This window comes from Mycobacterium sp. IDUB_1 (genome assembly GCF_055419625.1).
Map to the genome: position 1 here is coordinate 268705 of NZ_JBVAYA010000004.1, position 19064 is coordinate 287768.

Consider the following 19064-nt stretch of genomic DNA (forward strand, 5'->3'; position numbering starts at 1 on the left):
ATTTGACAGGTGTCAAGTAGGCTATGGGCATGTCTGTGCCTACCCAGCTGCCCACCGACTTGCTGACCGATGTTCTCCCGGGCGCCCCGACCACCACGGCCGACGCGTTAGCGCTGTTCGACTCCCTGCCCGCCGTCGAGACCGAGGTCATGCTCGGCACCTGGCACGGCGCCGAGGTCCCCACCGGCCACCCTCTCGACGGCATGCTCGAGGCCAGCGGCTGGTGGGGCAAGCAATACACCGACAGCGAGACAGTGCACCCGCTGCTGTTCCCCACCCGCGACAGCTCAGGGCTGTGGCCGCTGAACCCGCTGCCCGCGTTCGCCGGCCTCGGCATCGCCACCAAGATTCCGGCGCTCAAGCAGCGCAACCTCTCCGGTGTCATCGCCGCGCTGCGGCCCGTCCTCGCGGCCCGCGGGCCCAAGGCCCGGCTACGCACGACCCGCTACCGCGGCGTGGACACCGCGACGATGATCTACGACCAGCTGCCCATCAACGACGTGTTCCGTCGCCTCGGCGAGCAGACCGTGCTCGGTGCGATGGATCTTCGGGGTATTCGGAAGCCGTACTTCTTCGTGCTGCACCGCGACAATTCACGACGGCTGGGATAGTTCAGGCGCCACCGCGGCAGCGATCTCACCGATCAGCGGCCGCATGCTGTCAGCGTCGGGATCATCGGTCGTCGAGCAGGTCAGGATCGACACCAGCCATCGCTGGCCCTGCGGGCCGTAGGCAATACCGACGTCGTTCGTGGTGCCGTATCCCCCGCTGCCGGTCTTGTCCGCAGTCGCCCATCCACCCGGCAATCCCGAGCGCATGCTCGACGTCTGGTTGGCGCGCATCCAGTCCTCGAGCATCTGGCGGTGCACCGTGTCGAGAACTTCACCGGTCAGCACCGTCCGGAAACCCACACCCAACGCCCTCGGCGTACTCGTATCGCGCGGATCGCCTGGCACTGCGGTGTTGAGCTCGGTCTCCCACCGGTCCAACCGCGTGCGATCGTCGCCGACGCTGCGGGCGAATTCGGTGATCGCCGGCGGCCCACCCAGGGTGCGCAGCAGCAGATTGCCTGCGGCGTTGTCACTCTGCTGCAGCGCCGCCTGACACAGTTCCGCCAGCGTCATCGTCGACCCCACCCGCGGCTCGGTCACCGGCGAATGGGGACGAAGGTCGCCGCGCTGCACAGCGATCGCATCGGTCAGCGCCAACCGGCCATGCTGGGCGCGCTGCAGCACCGCCGCCGACGCGTAGGCCTTGAACGTCGAGCACATCGCGAACGTGTCGTCGGCGCCGACCGCCACACTGCGATCCGACGCGAGGTCGGCGGCGTACACCCCGATACGGGCGTTGTGCCGAATTGCCAGCGCGGCGAGCCGATCTCCGATCGGTGGCAGTGGCTCGGCGGGGTCCGCGGACACCGTCGAGCGCGAGCACGCAGCCAGACCGGCCAGCGACAACCCGCCGATCAGCAGTCCGCGCCGCGAGAAGCTCATCCGGCGATCGTCTGCAACGGCCGCGGCAACGACCGGCGCCCCCGCACCGGACCCAACACGGCCGCCCCGAACGGACGGGTGAGGAGTTCTCGCGCAACAGCATTCACGTCGTCCAGGGTGACCTCGTCGATGCGGGCCAGGGTCTCGGCGATGGTGCGGTGCTGACCGTAGTTCAGCTCGCTGCGACCCAGCCGATTCATCCGAGAACCCGAATCTTCCAGTCCCAGAACCAGACCGCCTCGCAGCGAACCCTTCGCGATCCGGCACTCGTCGGCGGTGAGACCGTCGCGTGCGACCTCGGCCAGCACGTCGGTGGTCACGCGCACCACTTCGTCGAACCGCTCGGGCAGACAGCCCGCGTAGATCGACAGCGCACCACTGTCGGCGAACGTGTCCACCGTCGAATACACCGAGTACGCCAAGCCGCGAGTCTCCCGGATCTGTTGGAACAGACGGGAACTGAGCCCGCCGCCGAGCGCGGTGTTGAGCACCGACAACGCCCAGCGCTGATCCCAGTGCCGACCCGGCGTGCGCACCCCCAGGGACAGGTGGGTCTGTTCGGCGTCGCGCTTGACCACCTGCAGCGTCGGCCTGCCGCTGACCCGTCCCGCGCCCTTGCGGGGCGCAACCGGGGTGCGGCCGCGCACCAGCCGGTCACCGAAATGCTCACGCACCAGCGCGACGACCTCGCGGTGGTCGATGTTGCCGGCCACCGCCACCACCATGCGATCAGGGGTGTAGCGGCGTTGATGGAAGGAGTGCAGCTGCGCGCGCGTCATCGTCGAGATCGATTCCACGCTGCCGATCACGGGTCGTCCCACCGGATGATCACCGAACATGGCCGACAGGAACACATCCCCGAGGGTGTCCTCGGGGTCGTCGTCACGCATCGCGATCTCTTCGAGCACGACATCGCGTTCGACCTCCACGTCGGCGGCGAAGCACTGCCCCCGCAGCACGACGTCGGCTACCAGATCGACGGCCAGGGCGAGGTCGGTGTCGAGCACGTGGGCGTAGTAGCAGGTGTGCTCGCGCGAGGTGAACGCGTTGAGTTCACCGCCGACGGCGTCGACGGCCTGCGCGATCTGCACGGCGGTGCGGGTCGGGGTCGCCTTGAACAGGAGGTGTTCGAGGAAGTGCGCAGCACCGGCCACAGTGCGGCCCTCGTCGCGCGATCCGACGTTGACCCACACCCCGACCGACGCCGAGTGCACGTGCGGAATGTGCTCGGTGACCACACGCAGGCCACCGGGCAGATCCGTGCGGCGGATCGCGGTCGACTTCTCGGCCGCGTCGCCGCCCCCGCGCACTCGGCGCAGTGCTGCCGCGCTAGCTGCTGGCGGTCGCGGCATCAGCGGGTGCGGGCGCTTCCGTACCGGCGGCTTCGGCGGTCTGCTCGGCGGCTGCGGGGGTCTCCTCGGCCACCAGGACCAGCGAGATCTTGCCGCGGTTGTCGATGTCGGCGATCTCCACGCGCAGCTTGTCGCCGACCTTGACGACGTCCTCGACCTTGTTGATCCGCTTGCCGCGGCCCAGCTTGCTGATGTGGACCAGCCCGTCACGACCCGGCAGCAGCGACACGAAGGCGCCGAAGTCGGTGGTCTTGACGACGGTTCCGAGGAACCGCTCGCCGATCTTGGGCAGCTGCGGGTTGGCGATGGCGTTGATCAAGTCGATCGCCGCTTGAGCCGCCTCGCCGTTGGACGCGCCGACGAACACGGTGCCGTCGTCCTCGATCGAGATCGAGGCTCCGGTCTGCTCGGTGATCGAATTGATCATCTTGCCCTTGGGCCCGATGACCTCGCCGATCTTGTCGACGGGCACCTTGATCGTCGTGATGCGCGGCGCGTACGGGCTCATCTCGTCGGGGGCGTCGATGGCCTCGGCCATCACCTCGAGGATCGTGATGCGGGCGTCCTTGGCCTGCGCGAGCGCACCGGCCAGCACCTGCGACGGGATGCCGTCGAGCTTGGTGTCCAGCTGCAGCGCGGTGACGAAGTCCTTGGTGCCTGCACACTTGAAGTCCATGTCGCCGAAGGCATCCTCGGCGCCCAGGATGTCGGTCAGCGTGACGAAGCGACGCTCGGTCTTGCCGTCCACCTCGACGTCGTCGGACACCAGGCCCATCGCGATGCCCGCGACCGGAGCTTTCAGCGGCACACCAGCGTTGAGCAGCGACAGGGTCGAGGCACACACCGAGCCCATCGAGGTGGATCCGTTGGAGCCCAACGCCTCCGACACCTGGCGGATCGCATACGGGAACTCCTCGACGCTCGGCAGCACCGGGACCAGGGCGCGCTCGGCCAGCGCGCCGTGGCCGATCTCGCGCCGCTTGGGCGAGCCGACCCGGCCGGTCTCACCGGTCGAGAACGGCGGGAAGTTGTAGTGGTGCATGTAGCGCTTGGAGGTCTCCGGTCCCAGCGAGTCGATCTGCTGGGCCATCTTGACCATGTCCAGGGTGGTGACACCCATGATCTGGGTCTCGCCACGCTCGAACAGGGCGCTGCCGTGGGCGCGCGGGATCACCGCGACCTCGGCCGAGAGCGCGCGAATGTCGGTGACACCGCGGCCGTCGATGCGGAAGTGATCGGTCAGGATGCGCTGGCGCACAAGCTTTTTGGTCAGCGAGCGGAACGCGGCGCCGATTTCTTTCTCACGCCCGGCGTACTGTTCGGCCAGCCGCTGCAGGACCTCGACCTTGATCTCGTCGGTGCGGTCGTTGCGCTCGTTCTTGCCCGCGATGGTCAGCGCCTCGGAGAGCGCGTCGGTGGCCACCGAGGCGACCGAGTAGTACACGTCGTCGCCGTACTCGGGGAACAGCGGGTACTCGGCGGTCTCCTTGCCGGCCGACGAGGCCAGTTCGGCCTGGGCGTCGCACAGCGCCGCGATGAACGGCTTGGCCGCCTCGAGGCCCTCGGCCACGACCGTCTCGGTCGGTGCGCCCGCGCCACCGGCGACGAGGTCGATGACGTTCTCGGTCGCTTCGGCCTCGACCATCATGATCGCGACATCGCCTTCGACCTTGCGGCCGGCGACCACCATGTCGAACACGGCACGCTCGAGCTGCTCCACGGTCGGGAACGCCACCCACTGGCCGTCGATCAGAGCGACGCGCACGCCGCCGACCGGGCCGGAGAACGGCAGGCCGGAGATCTGCGTCGACGCCGAGGCGGCGTTGATCGCGAGGACGTCGTACAGGTCCTTGGGATCGAGGCTCAGCACGGTGACGACGACCTGGATCTCGTTGCGCAGACCGCTGACGAACGACGGGCGCAGCGGCCGGTCGATCAGGCGGCAGGTCAGGATCGCATCGGTCGAGGGACGGCCCTCGCGGCGGAAGAACGAGCCGGGGATGCGGCCCGCGGCGTACATCCGCTCCTCGACATCGATGGTGAGCGGGAAGAAGTCGAAGTGCTCCTTGGGCGCCTTGCTGGCGGTGGTGGCACTCAGCAGCATGGTCTCGTCGTCGAGGTAGGCGACGACGGCGCCGGCGGCCTGCTGAGCCAACCGGCCGGTCTCGAAACGGATGGTGCGGGTGCCGAAGCTCCCGTTGTCGATCACGGCGGTGGATTCGAACACGCCGTCTTCAATTTCAACTACAGACATGGACGTCCGTAAGGCCTCTCTGGGTCAATTCACTGTTTCGCGTCGTCACAGCGCGTCAACCACCGCTTTCGATGCGGCTACGGCCATCGATCGAAGCTGCCGGCATTCGTATCCGGCAGCCACTACCGAAGACCGCGCGATCGAGCGGGTCGGCGAAGCGACGTGCGGGAACGGCACTCGCGGGTCTGCGACGACCGCACCCATCGCCCGACTCGATGAAACCTGGAGCCGAACCAGGCCATCGTACTCTGCGGCACGGGTCCGGAGAAAAAGGGCGGTCAGGCGCGTCGGCCCCAACCCCCGACGATCGTCGGCATGGTCCAGACCGCGCCACGGTCCGCGATCGCCGTAGCGAGACGCTCGTCCAGCGTCGCGACATCCAACTCTTCGGCTGTCACGACGCCGGAGGCGACGATCGCGTCTTCGAGGGCCCGCACCACGCCGACGACATAACCGGCCGCCTCACGGGCCTGCGGCGGGAAATACACCTGCAGGCCCAGCGTGCCGACATCGGCATATCCGGCCTGGTCGAACAGGACGGGAAACCGCATGCCGACGGTGGCGTCGGCCCTGGCATGAACGAATCCCGCCTGTATCCAGGCACCCACACGGGTGAAGAGGTCGACCTCGGGCAGCGCGCGGGAGCCGGCCATGTCGTAGTCGACGGCGACGAACACCCCACCGGGCCGCAGGTTCCGCTGATGGTGGGCCAGCACGTCGACGGCGTCGGGCAGGTGCATCAGCAGCAACCGGCAGACCACCGCATCGAACGGCGCGTCGCTGACGAAGGTGCGGGCGTCGCCCTGGGCGAACGCCACGTTGCCCAGGCCGAGCCGATCACGGCGTGCCTCGGCGACAGCGAGCTGCGCGGGATCCTGTTCTAGACCGAGCACCGATCCGCCGTCGCCGACGATGCCGGCGACGAGAAACGAGACATCCCCTGGACCGCTGCCCAGATCGAGCACACGCATGCCGGCCTCGAGCCCGCCGCGCCGGAACAGCACGTCGGTCGGTTCGGCGATGATCGCTGCCTGACCCTGCAGGCGTTCTATCTCGGCGTCGTCGCTGCCGAGGACGTAATCGGGTGTCGCCACCCGTGTGACGTTAGCGCGTCAGCGGCGCAGGCCGAGACGCTCGATCAGCGAGCGGTAGCGCGCGACGTCGACCTGGGCGACGTACTTGAGCAGCCGGCGGCGCCGGCCGACCAGCAGCAGCAGGCCGCGGCGCGAGTGGTGATCGTGCTTGTGCTGCTTGAGGTGTTCGGTGAGATCCGAGATCCGCTTGGTCAGCAGAGCAACCTGGGCTTCCGGCGACCCCGTGTCGGTGTCGTGCAGGCCGTACTGGCCCAGGATTTCTTTCTTCTGTTCGGCAGTGAGCGCCACGAAACAACTCCATCGATTCGGTCCGCGAGTGAGAATTCAAAACGGCGCGGCCACCGCGAACTGCAGCGCGCGCCAGGTCGGCGAGGAGTCTAGCAGCGCGGGTGAGCCGGCCGCGAATCCGCTCAGCGGGCGGACAGGATCGTGCGGGCGCGGTCGGTGTCGGCGTTCATCGCGGTGATCAGATCGTCCACCGAATCGAATTTCTCCTGCCCCCGCAGCCGCGCGACGAAATCGACAGCGACGTGCTGGCCGTAGAGATCCGCGCTGGTGTCGAGCACATAGGCCTCGACGGTGCGGGTGCGCCCGGAGAACGTCGGGTTGGTGCCCACCGACACCGCCGCCTGGTAGCGCTCCCCCGGTGCCACCGAGCCCACAACCGGTCCGTGGCCCAGAACCGTGAACCAGGCGGCGTAGACGCCGTCGGCGGGGATGGCCGAATACATCGGCGGGGCGACGTTGGCGGTCGGGAAGCCGAGTCCCCGGCCCCGCCCGTCGCCGCGAACCACCACGCCTTCGACGCGGTGCGGGCGGCCCAGCGCTTCAGCGGCGGCCACCATGTCGCCGGCGTCCACGCAGGACCGGATGTAGGTGGAGGAGAAGGTGACGGTCTCGTCGCGGTGATGTTCGGCGACCAGGCTCAGCGAGTCCACCGCGAACCCGAAACGCTCACCGGCTTTGCGCAGCAGATCGACGTTGCCTGCAGCCTTCTTGCCGAACGTGAAGTTCTCCCCCACCACGACCTCGACCACGTGCAGCCGCTCGACCAGCAGTTCGTGGATGTAGCGCTCGGGCGTGAGCTTCATGAAATCGGCGGTGAACGGCACGACGAGGAACACGTCGATACCCATCTCCTCGACGAGCTCGGCACGCCGGGTCAGCGTGGTGAGCTGGGCGGGATGGCTACCCGGGAACACGACCTCCATCGGGTGCGGGTCGAAGGTCATCAGCACCGTGGGCACTCCGCGGGCGCGGCCGGCTTTCACCGCGCCGTTGATCAACTCCTGATGACCACGGTGGACGCCGTCGAACACCCCGATGGTGACGACGCATCGGCCCCAATCGGTGGGGATGTCGTCTTGACCCCGCCAGCGCTGCACGCCGCAAGCCTACGACGTACCGGCAACGCGAGCTCGAACAGTGGCGAAGCGACGTCACCGGATCACGTGTCGTTTGCCTAAACTCTTGGACTTATGAGTCCTGACGCCAAACCACCGGAGCTGACCACGGTGGCCCAGGACTATCTGAAGACCATCTGGACAGCCCAGGAGTGGTCCGAGGACAAAGTCAGCACCAAGCTGCTCGCCGAACGCATCGGCGTCTCGGCGAGCACCGCCTCGGAATCGATCCGCAAGCTCGCCGATCAGGGCCTGGTCGATCACGAAAAGTACGGCGCGGTGACCCTCACCGATGCGGGGCGGCGCGCGGCCCTGGCCATGGTGCGCCGCCACCGGTTGATGGAGACGTTCCTGGTGCGAGAACTGGGCTACGGCTGGGACGAGGTGCACGACGAGGCCGAGGTGCTCGAACACGCGGTGTCCGACCGGATGCTCGACCGCATCGACGCCAAACTCGGCTACCCGACCCGCGACCCGCACGGCGACCCGATACCCGCCGCGGACGGCCGGGTGCCGACCCCGCCGGCCCGTCAGCTCTCGGCGTGCCAAAACGGGGAGGCCGGCACGGTCGCGCGGATTTCCGACGCCGACCCAGAGATGCTGCGCTACTTCGACTCCGTGGGTATCAGCCTGGATTCGCGCGTCCGGGTGGTGGCGCGTCGCGATTTCGCCGGAATGATCTCGGTCGCCGTGCACAATGCTGACGATGGCGACGGACCCGAAGAGACGACCGTCGACCTGGGAAGCCCGGCCGCGGACGCGATCTGGGTCGTCGCATAGTCGTTGCAAGTACATAGTCGTTGCTGAGGAGCGCACACCAGATGGCCAAACTCGAACTGTCCCGGTCCTTGCCGATGTCGGCCGAGGACGCGTGGGAGCACGTGTCCGATCTGTCCACACTCGGGGACTGGATGGTCCTGCATCAGGGCTGGCGCTCGGATCTGCCCGACGAGCTGGCCGTCGGCACGACGATCGTGGGGGTCGCAGGCGCGAAGGGCATGCGTAACCGGGTGACGTGGACGATCCGCGAGTTCGATCCGCCGAAGACGCTGTCGATCAGCGGCGAGGGCGTGGGCGGGACCCGGTACAAGCTGTCGATGAACGTCGCCGACACCAAGGACGGGTGCGCGTTCACCGTCCGGATGGATCTCGGGGGTGCGCCCCTGTTCGGACCGATCGGCGCCGCGGCTTCTCGTGCGGTCAAAGGCGACCTGGACGCATCGATCAAGAAGTTCGAGAAGCTCTACGCGTGAGAAGGCCCTTCAACCTGGGACGAGTTCACACCATGCCGCGCAGCACGCGAACCACGTTGGCGACCAACGGGTCCGGACCGGGATTGCGGTAGGCGACGACCAGGTCGATGAACGCCGGGTCGACCAGCGGGCGGTAGCACACCCCAGCCACGTCGAGCCCCGACGTCGGCTCCGGCACGATCGCCACCCCCAGGCCCGCGGCCACCAGCGTCACCAACGTCGAGGTCTCCTCCGCCTCGTGGCGAACGGTCGGGACGAACCCCGCTGCGGCGCACAGTGCCGTCAGCTCGGTCTGCATGCGCGAGCGACCCCGCCCGGCGTGGCTGATGAAATCCTCGTCTGCGAGATCGGCGACATCGATCGACTCGCGGCCGGCGAACCGGTGGTCGGTCGGCAGCGCCACCAGCAGCCGCTCGCGGCGGAGGGTCTCGACCGCGATGTCGGGATGGCGCACCGGCGGCCGCAGCAAGCCGAGATCGATCTCCCCGGCGCGCAGTGCGTCGACCTGCGCCGGAGCGAGCATCTCGCCCTGGACATTGACGTCGACCTCCGGCAGGGTGCGCCGGAGCTCACGAACCAGCTCCGGCAACAGGGAGTAGGTGGCCGACCCCACGCACCCGATCATCAGCCTGCCCTCCACACCCTGTTCCGTACGGCGGGCCTGGTCGGCGGCCGCGTCGACGGCGTCGAGTATCTCGACGGCCCGGCTGAGGTAGATCCGTCCCGCCGCGGTCAGCTCGACACTGCGAGTGGAGCGAGTCAGCAGGGTCACCTGAAGTTCACGTTCGAGCTGGCGGATCTGCTGGGACAGCGGCGGCTGGGCGATGTGCAGACGCTCCGCCGCGCGGCCGAAGTGCAGTTCCTCGGCGACCGCCCGGAAGTAACGCAGATGCCGCAGTTCCACGCCTACCTCCTTTTGATATGCAGAACATATCAATAGCCGTCATTTGTGTATTTCAGAATATCGTTGCCGAGACCTACCGTGGCAGACATGGACGTCGTCATCTGCTCCCCGCTCCGCACACCGGTCGGCCGGATGGGCGGCGCGCTGTCGACGAGAACCGCCGCCGACCTGGCCACCGCCACCCTGCGCGCACTCGTGGATCGCACGGGCCTCGGCGAGGGCGACGTCGACGACGTGGTCCTCGGGCACGGCTACCCCAGCGGAGAGGCACCGGCGATCGGACGCATCGCCGCGCTCGACGCAGGCCTGGGCACCGGGGTGCCCGGCGTGCAGATCGACCGCCGCTGCGGCTCCGGTCTGCAGGCGGTGCTGTACGCCGCGGGCCAGATCGCCACGGGTGCTGCGAATCTCGTCATCGCCGGCGGCGCCGAATCCATGTCGAACGTCGAGCACTACGCGCTCGGCCTGCGGACCGGCGTCCGCCCGGGCGGCGTCACCCTGGTCGACCGGCTCGACCGGGCCCGCGAAACAGCCGGCGGTGCAACGCATCCGATCAGCGGCGGCATGATCGAGACAGCGGAAAACCTACGCCGCCTCTACGGCCTGACCCGCCGCGAGCAGGACGACATGGCCGCCCGGTCACACCAGCGGGCGGTCGCCGCCCACGAGGCCGGTCACTTCGCCGACGAGATCGTGCCCGTGACGATTCCCGGCACCCGAGGCCGACCCGACGTCGTCGTCGACCGCGACGAGCATCCGCGCGCCGACGTCGACGCCGACTCGCTCGCCGAATTGCGCACTGTCCGTGGACGACTCGATCCCGAGTCGACAGTCACCGCTGGCAACGCGTCCGGACAGAACGACGGCGCCGCGATGTGCGTGGTCACCACGCGCGCCGAGGCGGAGCGGCGCGGGCTCGACCAGCTCCTGCTCCTGCGGTCATGGGCGGTGACCGGCTGCGCACCCGAGACGATGGGACTCGGCCCCGTCGCGGCCAGCGCGGCCGCGCTGGACCGGGCCGGTCTCACACTCGACGACGTCGATCTGATCGAGCTCAACGAAGCATTCGCCGCTCAGGTGCTCGCCGTCCTCGCCGAATGGAAGGTCGATCCACTCGACGACCGGCTGAACCCGAACGGGTCCGGCATCTCACTCGGCCACCCGGTCGGCGCCACCGGGGCGCGTATCCTCGCCACCGCGGCGTACGAGGCCCGCCGGCGCCGGGCCCGCACCGTGCTGGAGACCATGTGCATCGGCGGCGGCCAGGGTCTCGCAGCAGTGTTCGAGGCGATCTCGTGACCGCCGTCCAGGTACACGCGGTCGTCACGGGTCCGCAGACCGCGCCGACGGTCGTGCTGTCGAACTCTCTCGGCTCCACCCACCGGATGTGGGACGCCCAGATCTCGGTGCTGGAAGAGCACTTTCGGGTGGTTCGCTACGACACCCGCGGCCACGGAGATTCGCCGGTACCGACCGGCCCGTACTGCGTGGACGATCTGGCCGACGATCTCGTCGCGCTGTTGGACCGTCTCGGCATCGAGCGCGCCCACCTGGTCGGCTTGTCACTCGGCGGCATGACGGTGATGCGCGTCGCCCAGCGCACCCCCGAGCGCGTCGACCGGCTCGCACTGCTGTGCACAGGCGCTGCGCTGCCCCCGGCAGCGGCATGGACCGAGCGTGCCGCGCTGGTGCGTGCGCACGGCACTCGAGCGGTGGCCGCCCCCGTGGTCGAGCGGTGGTTCACCGCCGACTACCTGCACGGCAACCCCGATGCGCGCCGCGGCTACGAAGACATGGTCGCTGCCACCCCGGCCGAAGGGTACGCCGCGTGCTGCGACGCGATCGCCGAATGTGATCTGCACGAACAGCTTTCGGCCATCACTGCGCCGACGCTGACGATCGCAGGCGCCGACGACCCGGCGACTCCGCCGCAGAAGCTCGCCGACATCGCGGCCGCCATCGCCGGCGCGCGGTCTCTGGTCGTCGACCACGCCGCCCACCTCGCCAACGCCGAACAGCCCGCGGTCGTCACGGCCGCCCTCATCGAACACCTGGAGCAGCAATGACATCGAGCAGGAGACTCGACAAGGTGGTGGCCACACCACACGACGCCGTCGCCGACATCCCCGACGGGGCAAGCCTGGCGGTCGGCGGATTCGGACTGGCCGGCATCCCGTGGTTCCTCATCGAGGCGCTGCTCGCCCAGGGCGCAGCCGATCTGACGATCGTGAGCAACAACTGCGGTGTCGACGGCGGTGGCCTCGGCCTGCTGCTGGAAGCCCGGCGCATCTCCCGCGTGATCGCGTCCTACGTCGGCGAGAACAAGGAGTTCGCCCGCCAGTACCTGGCCGGTGAGCTCACCGTCGAACTCACTCCGCAGGGCACGCTGGCCGAACGCCTGCGGGCCGGGGGCAGCGGCATCGGGGCGTTCTTCACCCCCACCGGCGTGGGGACCCTGGTGGCCGATGGCGGCCTGCCGTGGCGCTATCACCCCGACGGGAGTGTGGCTCTGGCGTCGCCGCCGAAGGAGGTGCGCACGTTCGGCGGGCGGCAGATGCTGCTCGAGGAGTCGATCGTCACCGACTACGCGCTGGTGCGCGCCGCAGTCGCCGACAGGGCAGGCAACTGCGTGTTCCACGCCGCCGCCCGCAACTTCAACCCGCCGGCCGCGATGGCCGGACGTATCACCGTCGTCGAAGCCGAAACCGTCGTCGAGGTCGGCGAGCTGCACCCCGACGAGGTCCACCTGCCCGGCATCTTCGTCCAGCGGGTGGTCGCACTGACCCCGGATCAGGCCGCCCGCAAGGGAATCGAGAAACGCACCACCCGCCCCCGACCCGACCAGCAGGAGGTCACGGCATGAGCTGGACACGTGAGCAGATGGCGGCCCGCGCCGCGCGGGAGTTGCGCGACGGCGACTACGTGAACCTCGGCATCGGGTTGCCGACCCTGATCCCCGATCACCTCCCGGAAGGGTCGGCGGTGACCCTGCACGCCGAGAACGGGATTCTCGGCGTCGGGCCGTTCCCCTATGACGACGAGGTCGATCCCGACCTGGTCAACGCCGGCAAGCAGACCGTGTCGGTGGTCGACGGCGCGTCGTTCTTCGACTCTGCCACCAGTTTCGCGATGATCCGCGGCGGTCACGTCGACGTCGCCGTGCTGGGCGGCATGCAGGTGGCCGCCAACGGCGACCTCGCCAACTGGATGGTGCCCGGCTCGATGGTCAAGGGCATGGGCGGTGCGATGGATCTCGTCAGCGGCGCCGAACGGGTGATCGTACTGATGGACCACGTGTCGAAATCTGGTGCCGCCAAGCTGGTCCTGACGTGCGACCTTCCCCTCACCGGTAAGGCCGTGGTGAGTCGGGTCATCACCGACCTCGGCGTCTTCGATGTGACCGGGACCGGCTTCGCGGTCGTCGAGCTGGCACCGGAAGTGTGCTTCGACCAGGTGGTCGCGGCCACCGGCGCACCGGTCACCGACGCCCGACAGCGCCGCAGCGCCGCCAGCTCCGACCGGGAGCGGACGCCGAGCTTGGCGTAGACGCGGGTCAGGTGGATTACCCCGGCTTCGCGAATGCTCGTCACAGTTCTCTCTACAGCGTCGCCGGGCGGATCACGACGACCGAGGTGGTTTTCGACCCGGCGTCGCGTAGCAGCGCCATCACCCGGCCGTCGGGCGCCGTCGCCGCATAGATGCCGTCGACGCCGGCAGCCGCCAGCGCGCGCCCGTGGCCGGTGTCGATCGTCTCGGCGTCGGTCAGGTCGCGGCGCGGAAACGCCTGCAGACAGGCGTCGTCGAGGCTGTAACTGAGCGTCGGCGCCTCCGCGAGTTCCTCGAGCGTGCGCGCATGGTCGAGGCCGAACCGGCCCACCCGGGTGCGCCGCAGCGCGGTGAGATGACCCCCCACCCCGAGCGCGGACCCCACGTCGCGCGCCAGTGCCCGGATGTAGGTTCCGCTCGAACAGTCCACCGTCACATCGACATCGATGACATCGACGACATCGGAAACATCGCCCCCGCGGCGCACGGCTAAGACGTCGAAGCGGTCGATGCGCACCGGGCGGGCCGCCAATTCGACCGACTCCCCGTCGCGCACCATCTGGTAGGCCCGCTTGCCAGCCACCTTGATCGCGCTGACCGCCGACGGGATCTGCTCGATGGCCCCTCGCAACGGGGCGATCGCCGCCTCGATCTGGTCGTCGGTCACCTCCGCCGCCGACACGGTCTGCAAGACCTCGCCCTCGGCATCCTCGGTGGTGGTCGTCTGCCCCAGCCGGATCGTCGCGTCGTAGGACTTGTCGGTCGCGGTGAGCAGGCCCAGGATCTTGGTGGCTCGATCGATTCCGACCACGAGCACGCCGGTCGCCATCGGATCGAGCGTCCCGGCATGGCCCACCTTGCGGGTGCCGAACAGCCTGCGACACCGGCCCACCACGTCGTGGCTGGTCATCCCTGCCGGCTTGTCGACGATGACCAGACCCGGCGCACTCACAGCACGATCGCGGTCAGCGTGATGCCGCCCCGCACCGCCCACCGACCGGTCAGCGATGTCAGCGGCGGACCGGACAGCGCCTCGGGATCGATCAGGATCTCGGAGGTGAACGTGCCCGCCTGACCGGATCCGTCGACGTCGAAGGTGATGTGGGCGTCCTCGAAACCCAGCCACCGCCGCGTCAGCGGGAACCAGGCCTTGTACGTTGCCTCCTTGGCGCAGAACAAGACTCGGTCCCAATGCACGCCTGGCGGCAGCGCGGTCAGTTCCGAACGCTCGGCCGGGATGCTGATCGCATCGAAGACACCATCGGGCAGCACGCCGTTGGGCTCGGCATCGATGCCCACCGAGCGGACGTGCTCGCGGCGACCGACCGCCGCGCCGCGGAACCCCTCGCAATGGGTCAGGCTGCCGACGAACCCGTCCGGCCAGCACGGTTCGCCCTTGTCTCCCTTGAGGATCGGGGCGGGTTCTGAGCCGAGCTCGACGAGTGCCTGCCGCGCGCAGTAGCGCGCGCTGATGAACTCGTTGCGGCGCTTGGGCACCGACTTGGCGATCAGCGGCTCCTCCTCGGGCAGCGGCGCCAATTCCTTGGGATCGGAATACAGTTCGGCCGCGGCGAGACCGTCGAGGTCACCGGGCAGCACACCGGCCAGCAGGGTCGCAGCGATCATGCCCGATCCCTGATGCGCTGCTGCATCTTCTCCGCGTGCTCCCGCATCTCCTGGGTGATCTGGAAGTGGCCGCCGAACTCGTTGAGGTAGCCGGGGCTGTACTGCGGGTCGGGCAGGATCTGGCGCAACCACCGGTAGGGCCGCCGGCGCCGCCACTCGCGCGGGTATCCGACCGAGACCTCTTCGAACCGCACCCCGTCGTACCAGGTGGTGCGCGGGATGTGCAGGTGGCCGTAGACCGAGCACACCGCGTTGTAGCGGGTGTGCCAGTCGGCGGTCGCGGTGGTTCCGCACCACATCGCGAACTCGGGGTAGAACAGCGCGTCGCAGGGCTCGCGCACCATCGGGAAGTGGTTGACCTGAACCGTCTGGTCCATCCAGTCCAGTTCTTCGAGGCGCTTGCGGGTGTAGGCGACCCGCTCCCGGCACCAGGCGTCGCGCGTCGAGTACGGCTCGGCCGACAGCAGGTACTCGTCGGTGGCCACGACGTTGCGATCCTTGGCGATCGCCAGCCCCTCGGCCTTGGTGCCCGCGCCCTGCGGCAGGAAGGAGTAGTCGTAGAGCAGGAACATCGGCACGATCGTCGCCGGACCGCCCTCGTCGGTCCACACCGGGAAAGGATGCTCGGGGGTGATCACGCCCATCTCGTCGCACATGTTGACGAGGTAGTCGTAGCGGGCGCGGCCGAAAATCTGCATCGGATCGCGGGAGGTGGTCCACAGCTCGTGGTTGCCCGGCACCCAGATCACCTTCGCGAACCGCTTGCGCAGCAGATCCAGCGCCCACCTGATCTCGTCGGTGCGCTCGGCCACGTCGCCGGCGACGATCAGCCAGTCATCCGGGCTGGCGGGGTGCAGGGACTCGGTGACCGGCTTGTTCCCGGTGTGCCCGGTGTGAAGATCGCTGACCGCCCACAGCGTCGGGCGGCGATCCTCGGAGTTCACAACCTGGGAGCCTACTGGTGCGCCGCCCACCCCCGCTTCCGGGCAACTAGAACAGGTTCTAAGGTCTTGCCGTGAAGCCGGTCGTCGGCCGTTACACTCCGGGCAGGGACGGGGCCGGATCGGGATTTGAGGGGTGCGATGCTCGCGAAGGCGCGATTGCTGTCGGCACTGGGTGCTCTCGTCGCCGCCGTCGTGGTGGTGTGCCAGGCGCAGCCGGCTCCGGTGGCCGGCCCGGACGCAGTTCAGCTGCGGTCCACCGACATCCCGATGACCACGATCAAATGGCCTGTGATCGAGACCGTCAATCCTGATCCGTTCGATCCGTGCCGGGACATCCCCCTCGACGTCGTCGCGCGTATCGGGCTGGCGTACACGCCGCCGGCGCCGGAAGACGGGCTGCGCTGCCACTACGACGCAGGCAACTATCAGATGGCGGTCGAGGCGTTCGTCTGGCGCACCTACGAGCAGACGCTGCCGCCCGACGCGGTCGAGCTCGACATCGACGGCCACCGGGCCGCGCAGTACTGGATCATGAAGCCCACCGACTGGAACAACCGGTGGTGGATCACCTGCATGATCGCGTTCAAGACCAGCTACGGCGTGCTGCAGCAATCGCTGTTCTACTCGCCGATCTACTCCGAGCCCGACCCGGACTGCATGCAGACCAACCTGCAGCGCGCCCACGAACTGGCCCCGTTCTACAAGTTCTGAGCGGTCCTCCTAGCCTGGCGCAGGTGAGCGTCAAGCATGCCGTGACGAGCCGGCTGAGCAGTCTTCTCCACCTTCCACCGCCGAGCACCGAGGTCGACGTCGACCGCGGGCTGCGGGTGCCGATGCGCGATGGGGTCGATCTCGTCGCCGACCACTACGCCCCGCGCAGCGGCACGCCCGCGGGCACCCTGCTGGTGCGCGGTCCGTACGGGCGTGCGTGGCCGTTCGCCGCGCTGTACGGCCAGGTCTACGCTGCGCGCGGTTACCACGTGCTGCTGCAGAGTGTGCGCGGGACCTTCGGCTCCGGCGGCGAGTTCGACCCGTTCGTCCGCGAGGTCGACGACGGCGCCGACACGGTCGCGTGGCTGCGCGAACAACCCTGGTTCACCGGCACGTTCGGCACCATCGGGCTGTCCTATCTGGGCTGGACCCAGTGGGCGCTGCTGGCCGACCCGCCGCCCGAATTCAAAGCCGCCGTGATCACCGTCGGCCCGCACGACGTCACCGGGCCGCGCTGGGGCACCGGGTCGTTCGCGCTGAACGACTTCCTGGGCTGGAGCGATCTGGTCGGCCGCCAAGAGGACGGGCACCGGCTGCGCCAGCTGCTCCGGCAGGCCCGCGCGCAGCAGCTGGTCACCGCCGCGTCGCTGGGCGTTCCGCTCGGCGAGTCCAGCAGGGCGCTGCTCGGTGACGGGGCGAGCTGGTTCGAGTCCTGGCTCGACCACCCCGAGAGCACGGACCCGTTCTGGACGGGCTTGCACCTCGGCGACGCGCTGGAGCGCACCGACGTCCCGGTGCTGCTGCTCAGCGGGTGGCAGGACCTCTTTCTCGAGCAGACGCTCGAGCAATACCGGCGTCTGAGCTCCCGCGGCGTGCCGACGGGTCTGACGGTGGGCCCCTGGACGCACTCGCACATGATGACCAGCGCCGCGCCGACCGCACTGCGTGAATCACTGGACTGGCTTGGTGCGCACCTGTCCGGCATCCCCCTACGCCGGGCCTCACCGGTGCGCGTCCACGTCGCCGGGGCGGGCTGGCGCGACCTGCCGGACTGGCCGCCGGCGTCGACCGACCGGGTGCTGCATCTGCATCCGGCCCGCCACCTGGCCGAGCGCAAGCCCGAGTCGACCGGCACGGCCTCGTTCGTCTACAACCCGGCCGACCCCACCCCGACGATCGGCGGGCGGCTGCTCTCCCCCGCCTCCGGTTACCGCGACGACACCGCATTGGCCCGCCGTGCCGACGTCCTCACCTTCACCAGCACGCCACTGGCCGCGGACCTCTGCGTCATCGGCGAGCCGTTCGTCGAACTCGCGCACACGTGCGAGAACCCCTTCAACGACCTCTTCGTCCGCATCAGCGAGGTGGACGCGCAGGGCAACTCCCGCAACGTCAGCGACGGCTACCTCGCATCGGTGCCCGACGCGGACAGCGTCCGGATCGACCTCGACGCGACGGCCCATGTGTTCCCGGCCGGGTCACGTATCCGGGTGCTGATCGCCGGCGGATCGCATCCCCGGTTCGTCCGGAACCTGGGCACCGGTGAAACCCTCTCCACCGCAACGTCATTGGCGACGGCCAAGCACACGGTGGCACTGGACGGCAGGTCGCGGCTGGTGTTGCCGTCAGCCGACTGAGCCGCGCACGCGCGCCGCGATCTGGCGCAGGGCCGCGTCGTCGTGCACCGGCGCACCCCACTGCGGCGTGACCGGCAGGCTCACCCAGCTGGTGCAGCCGCGGTAGTCGGGAGTGCGGGGCAGCGTCGCGGGCTCGATCAGGGCTGCGGCCGAGACCACGAGCACCGTCAAGCGGTGCCGGGGACGGAAGTCCAGCCGATCCTCCTGAATCGAGTCAGCTGTCCAAATGTGTTCGGAGGCAATGTCATCGATCCTCTCCGGGCGGGCGACCTCGATCGCGTCGATCACACGGGCACCGGCACGCACCACGATCTGATCCTCAGTGCTGTCGGCTGCAGCGGGCTCGAGAAGGTCCCGATGCTCGGGCCGCACCCGGTCGAGGTGGCTGTGCGCGACGGTCGGGAACAGCAGGAAGCGCGGGGCGGCCACCTCGAAGCGCTTCTCGTGGATTCCGCCCTTGCGCAGCAGCACGGTCTGCCTGCCGTCCAGCAGGGCGTGCACCGCCGCGCTCCACTCCTTGAGCCCGGGGCTGGTCAGCGTCGCTGTCATCGTTGCGCGAGCCGGGCCCGCACCTCGGGACGGCGAAGGGGCGGAATGGTTTTCGGTGGTTGGCGGCGCGGCGCCAGACCATCCAGCAGACGCCGGGTGGTCGCGGTCACCTCGGCCACCGCGGTCTCGAAAGCCTCGACGTTGGGGCCGGACGGGCGGGTGATCCCGCTGACCTTGCGGACGTACTGGCGTGCGGCGGCTTCGACCTCCTCGTCGGTCGCCGCTGGCTCCAGGCCGCGCAATTCGGTGATGTTTCGGCACATGACCTCCACGATAGGCGCGGGTCGCCAGGTCGATA

The 19064-nt window shown here is 68.9% G+C and carries 21 protein-coding genes; 9 read left to right on the forward strand and 12 right to left on the reverse strand.

Annotated features, from left to right (window positions below; all coding sequences use genetic code 11):
• Positions 1 to 29: 29 nt before the first annotated feature.
• On the forward strand, positions 30 to 611 hold the full coding sequence (locus ACZYYX_RS22245; protein WP_463816794.1) for a DUF4334 domain-containing protein: 582 nt from the start codon (positions 30 to 32) through the stop codon (positions 609 to 611).
• Here ACZYYX_RS22245 and bla read toward each other — a convergent pair.
• The 6 genes from bla to ACZYYX_RS22275 all read right to left on the reverse strand — a co-directional run bounded on the left by bla (position 594) and on the right by ACZYYX_RS22275 (position 7578).
• On the reverse strand, positions 594 to 1493 hold the full coding sequence (bla, locus tag ACZYYX_RS22250; protein WP_463816795.1) for a class A beta-lactamase: 900 nt from the start codon (positions 1491 to 1493) through the stop codon (positions 594 to 596). The genes ACZYYX_RS22245 and bla overlap by 18 nt on opposite strands.
• Entirely contained in the window at positions 1490 to 2845 is a 1356-nt protein-coding gene (locus tag ACZYYX_RS22255) for a M16 family metallopeptidase (protein ID WP_463816796.1), read from the reverse strand. Before ACZYYX_RS22255 ends, bla begins: the two co-directional genes overlap by 4 nt.
• The gene (locus tag ACZYYX_RS22260) at positions 2823 to 5099 is read right to left on the reverse strand and encodes a polyribonucleotide nucleotidyltransferase (RefSeq protein WP_463816797.1); all 2277 of its coding nucleotides are present in this window, start codon (positions 5097 to 5099) and stop codon (positions 2823 to 2825) included. The genes ACZYYX_RS22255 and ACZYYX_RS22260 overlap by 23 nt, the downstream gene beginning before the upstream one ends.
• Before the next feature lie 278 nt (positions 5100 to 5377).
• Positions 5378 to 6193, reverse strand: coding sequence for a class I SAM-dependent methyltransferase (locus ACZYYX_RS22265; protein WP_463816798.1), 816 nt, complete (start codon positions 6191 to 6193; stop codon positions 5378 to 5380).
• Positions 6194 to 6211: 18 nt separating this feature from the next.
• Positions 6212 to 6481, reverse strand: coding sequence for a 30S ribosomal protein S15 (rpsO, locus tag ACZYYX_RS22270; RefSeq protein WP_060999682.1), 270 nt, complete (start codon positions 6479 to 6481; stop codon positions 6212 to 6214).
• 122 nt (positions 6482 to 6603) lie between these two features.
• Entirely contained in the window at positions 6604 to 7578 is a 975-nt protein-coding gene (locus ACZYYX_RS22275; protein ID WP_463816799.1) for a bifunctional riboflavin kinase/FAD synthetase, read from the reverse strand.
• Positions 7579 to 7671: 93 nt separating this feature from the next.
• Between ACZYYX_RS22275 and mntR the strand changes: the two genes are divergently transcribed.
• Both mntR and ACZYYX_RS22285 read left to right on the forward strand, forming a co-directional pair.
• Positions 7672 to 8376 (forward strand): manganese-binding transcriptional regulator MntR, encoded by a 705-nt coding sequence (gene mntR / locus ACZYYX_RS22280; protein ID WP_463816800.1) that lies wholly within the window; start codon positions 7672 to 7674, stop codon positions 8374 to 8376.
• A gap of 41 nt (positions 8377 to 8417) precedes the next feature.
• On the forward strand, positions 8418 to 8849 hold the full coding sequence (locus ACZYYX_RS22285) for a type II toxin-antitoxin system Rv0910 family toxin (RefSeq protein ID WP_463816801.1): 432 nt from the start codon (positions 8418 to 8420) through the stop codon (positions 8847 to 8849).
• A 25-nt stretch (positions 8850 to 8874) separates the two neighbouring features.
• Here the strand turns inward: ACZYYX_RS22285 and ACZYYX_RS22290 are convergent, their stop codons facing one another.
• Positions 8875 to 9753, reverse strand: coding sequence for a LysR family transcriptional regulator (locus tag ACZYYX_RS22290; RefSeq protein WP_463816802.1), 879 nt, complete (start codon positions 9751 to 9753; stop codon positions 8875 to 8877).
• A gap of 87 nt (positions 9754 to 9840) precedes the next feature.
• On the opposite strand from ACZYYX_RS22290, the gene ACZYYX_RS22295 reads away from it, so the two are divergent.
• From ACZYYX_RS22295 to ACZYYX_RS22310, 4 genes are read left to right on the forward strand one after another with little or no spacing between them, the layout of a single operon-like run.
• Complete coding sequence (locus ACZYYX_RS22295; RefSeq protein WP_463816803.1) at positions 9841 to 11052, forward strand: acetyl-CoA C-acetyltransferase; 1212 nt, start codon at positions 9841 to 9843, stop codon at positions 11050 to 11052.
• Positions 11049 to 11819 (forward strand): 3-oxoadipate enol-lactonase, encoded by a 771-nt coding sequence (gene pcaD / locus ACZYYX_RS22300; RefSeq protein WP_463816804.1) that lies wholly within the window; start codon positions 11049 to 11051, stop codon positions 11817 to 11819. The genes ACZYYX_RS22295 and pcaD overlap by 4 nt, the downstream gene beginning before the upstream one ends.
• Complete coding sequence (locus ACZYYX_RS22305) at positions 11816 to 12616, forward strand: CoA transferase subunit A (RefSeq protein ID WP_463816805.1); 801 nt, start codon at positions 11816 to 11818, stop codon at positions 12614 to 12616. The genes pcaD and ACZYYX_RS22305 overlap by 4 nt, the downstream gene beginning before the upstream one ends.
• Positions 12613 to 13299: a 3-oxoacid CoA-transferase subunit B gene (locus ACZYYX_RS22310; protein ID WP_463816806.1), complete on the forward strand. Its 687-nt coding sequence runs from the start codon at positions 12613 to 12615 to the stop codon at positions 13297 to 13299. Before ACZYYX_RS22305 ends, ACZYYX_RS22310 begins: the two co-directional genes overlap by 4 nt.
• A gap of 52 nt (positions 13300 to 13351) precedes the next feature.
• On the opposite strand, the gene truB is transcribed toward ACZYYX_RS22310, so the two are convergent.
• The 3 genes from truB to ACZYYX_RS22325 are packed head-to-tail and all read right to left on the reverse strand — an operon-like array spanning position 13352 to position 15869.
• Positions 13352 to 14251, reverse strand: coding sequence for a tRNA pseudouridine(55) synthase TruB (truB, locus tag ACZYYX_RS22315; RefSeq protein WP_463816807.1), 900 nt, complete (start codon positions 14249 to 14251; stop codon positions 13352 to 13354).
• Positions 14248 to 14925: a 4'-phosphopantetheinyl transferase PptT gene (gene pptT, locus ACZYYX_RS22320; RefSeq protein WP_463816808.1), complete on the reverse strand. Its 678-nt coding sequence runs from the start codon at positions 14923 to 14925 to the stop codon at positions 14248 to 14250. Before pptT ends, truB begins: the two co-directional genes overlap by 4 nt.
• Positions 14922 to 15869: a metallophosphoesterase family protein gene (locus ACZYYX_RS22325; protein WP_463816809.1), complete on the reverse strand. Its 948-nt coding sequence runs from the start codon at positions 15867 to 15869 to the stop codon at positions 14922 to 14924. Before ACZYYX_RS22325 ends, pptT begins: the two co-directional genes overlap by 4 nt.
• Before the next feature lie 138 nt (positions 15870 to 16007).
• On the opposite strand from ACZYYX_RS22325, the gene ACZYYX_RS22330 reads away from it, so the two are divergent.
• Positions 16008 to 16580 (forward strand): DUF3558 domain-containing protein, encoded by a 573-nt coding sequence (locus ACZYYX_RS22330; protein ID WP_463816810.1) that lies wholly within the window; start codon positions 16008 to 16010, stop codon positions 16578 to 16580.
• 23 nt (positions 16581 to 16603) lie between these two features.
• Entirely contained in the window at positions 16604 to 18217 is a 1614-nt protein-coding gene (locus ACZYYX_RS22335) for a CocE/NonD family hydrolase (RefSeq protein WP_463816811.1), read from the forward strand.
• On the opposite strand, the gene ACZYYX_RS22340 is transcribed toward ACZYYX_RS22335, so the two are convergent.
• Both ACZYYX_RS22340 and ACZYYX_RS22345 read right to left on the reverse strand, forming a co-directional pair.
• Positions 18206 to 18766 carry a DUF1802 family protein gene (locus ACZYYX_RS22340; protein WP_463816812.1) on the reverse strand — a complete coding sequence of 187 codons (561 nt, stop codon included), beginning with the start codon at positions 18764 to 18766 and terminating at the stop codon, positions 18206 to 18208. The genes ACZYYX_RS22335 and ACZYYX_RS22340 overlap by 12 nt on opposite strands.
• The gene (locus ACZYYX_RS22345) at positions 18763 to 19029 is read right to left on the reverse strand and encodes a DUF2277 domain-containing protein (RefSeq protein WP_463816813.1); all 267 of its coding nucleotides are present in this window, start codon (positions 19027 to 19029) and stop codon (positions 18763 to 18765) included. Before ACZYYX_RS22345 ends, ACZYYX_RS22340 begins: the two co-directional genes overlap by 4 nt.
• Between the last annotated feature and the right edge of the window lie 35 nt (positions 19030 to 19064).

Coding starts and splice junctions, on each gene's coding strand:
- pptT (WP_463816808.1), bottom strand. CDS start 14,925: ATGATCGCTGCGACCCTGCTGGCCGGTGTGCTGCCCGGTGACCTCGAC.
- ACZYYX_RS22285 (WP_463816801.1), top strand. CDS start 8,418: ATGGCCAAACTCGAACTGTCCCGGTCCTTGCCGATGTCGGCCGAGGAC.
- ACZYYX_RS22255 (WP_463816796.1), bottom strand. CDS start 2,845: ATGCCGCGACCGCCAGCAGCTAGCGCGGCAGCACTGCGCCGAGTGCGC.
- ACZYYX_RS22295 (WP_463816803.1), top strand. CDS start 9,841: ATGGACGTCGTCATCTGCTCCCCGCTCCGCACACCGGTCGGCCGGATG.
- ACZYYX_RS22345 (WP_463816813.1), bottom strand. CDS start 19,029: ATGTGCCGAAACATCACCGAATTGCGCGGCCTGGAGCCAGCGGCGACC.
- mntR (WP_463816800.1), top strand. CDS start 7,672: ATGAGTCCTGACGCCAAACCACCGGAGCTGACCACGGTGGCCCAGGAC.
- ACZYYX_RS22245 (WP_463816794.1), top strand. CDS start 30: ATGTCTGTGCCTACCCAGCTGCCCACCGACTTGCTGACCGATGTTCTC.
- ACZYYX_RS22305 (WP_463816805.1), top strand. CDS start 11,816: ATGACATCGAGCAGGAGACTCGACAAGGTGGTGGCCACACCACACGAC.
- ACZYYX_RS22330 (WP_463816810.1), top strand. CDS start 16,008: ATGCTCGCGAAGGCGCGATTGCTGTCGGCACTGGGTGCTCTCGTCGCC.
- ACZYYX_RS22310 (WP_463816806.1), top strand. CDS start 12,613: ATGAGCTGGACACGTGAGCAGATGGCGGCCCGCGCCGCGCGGGAGTTG.
- ACZYYX_RS22340 (WP_463816812.1), bottom strand. CDS start 18,766: ATGACAGCGACGCTGACCAGCCCCGGGCTCAAGGAGTGGAGCGCGGCG.
- bla (WP_463816795.1), bottom strand. CDS start 1,493: ATGAGCTTCTCGCGGCGCGGACTGCTGATCGGCGGGTTGTCGCTGGCC.
- ACZYYX_RS22260 (WP_463816797.1), bottom strand. CDS start 5,099: ATGTCTGTAGTTGAAATTGAAGACGGCGTGTTCGAATCCACCGCCGTG.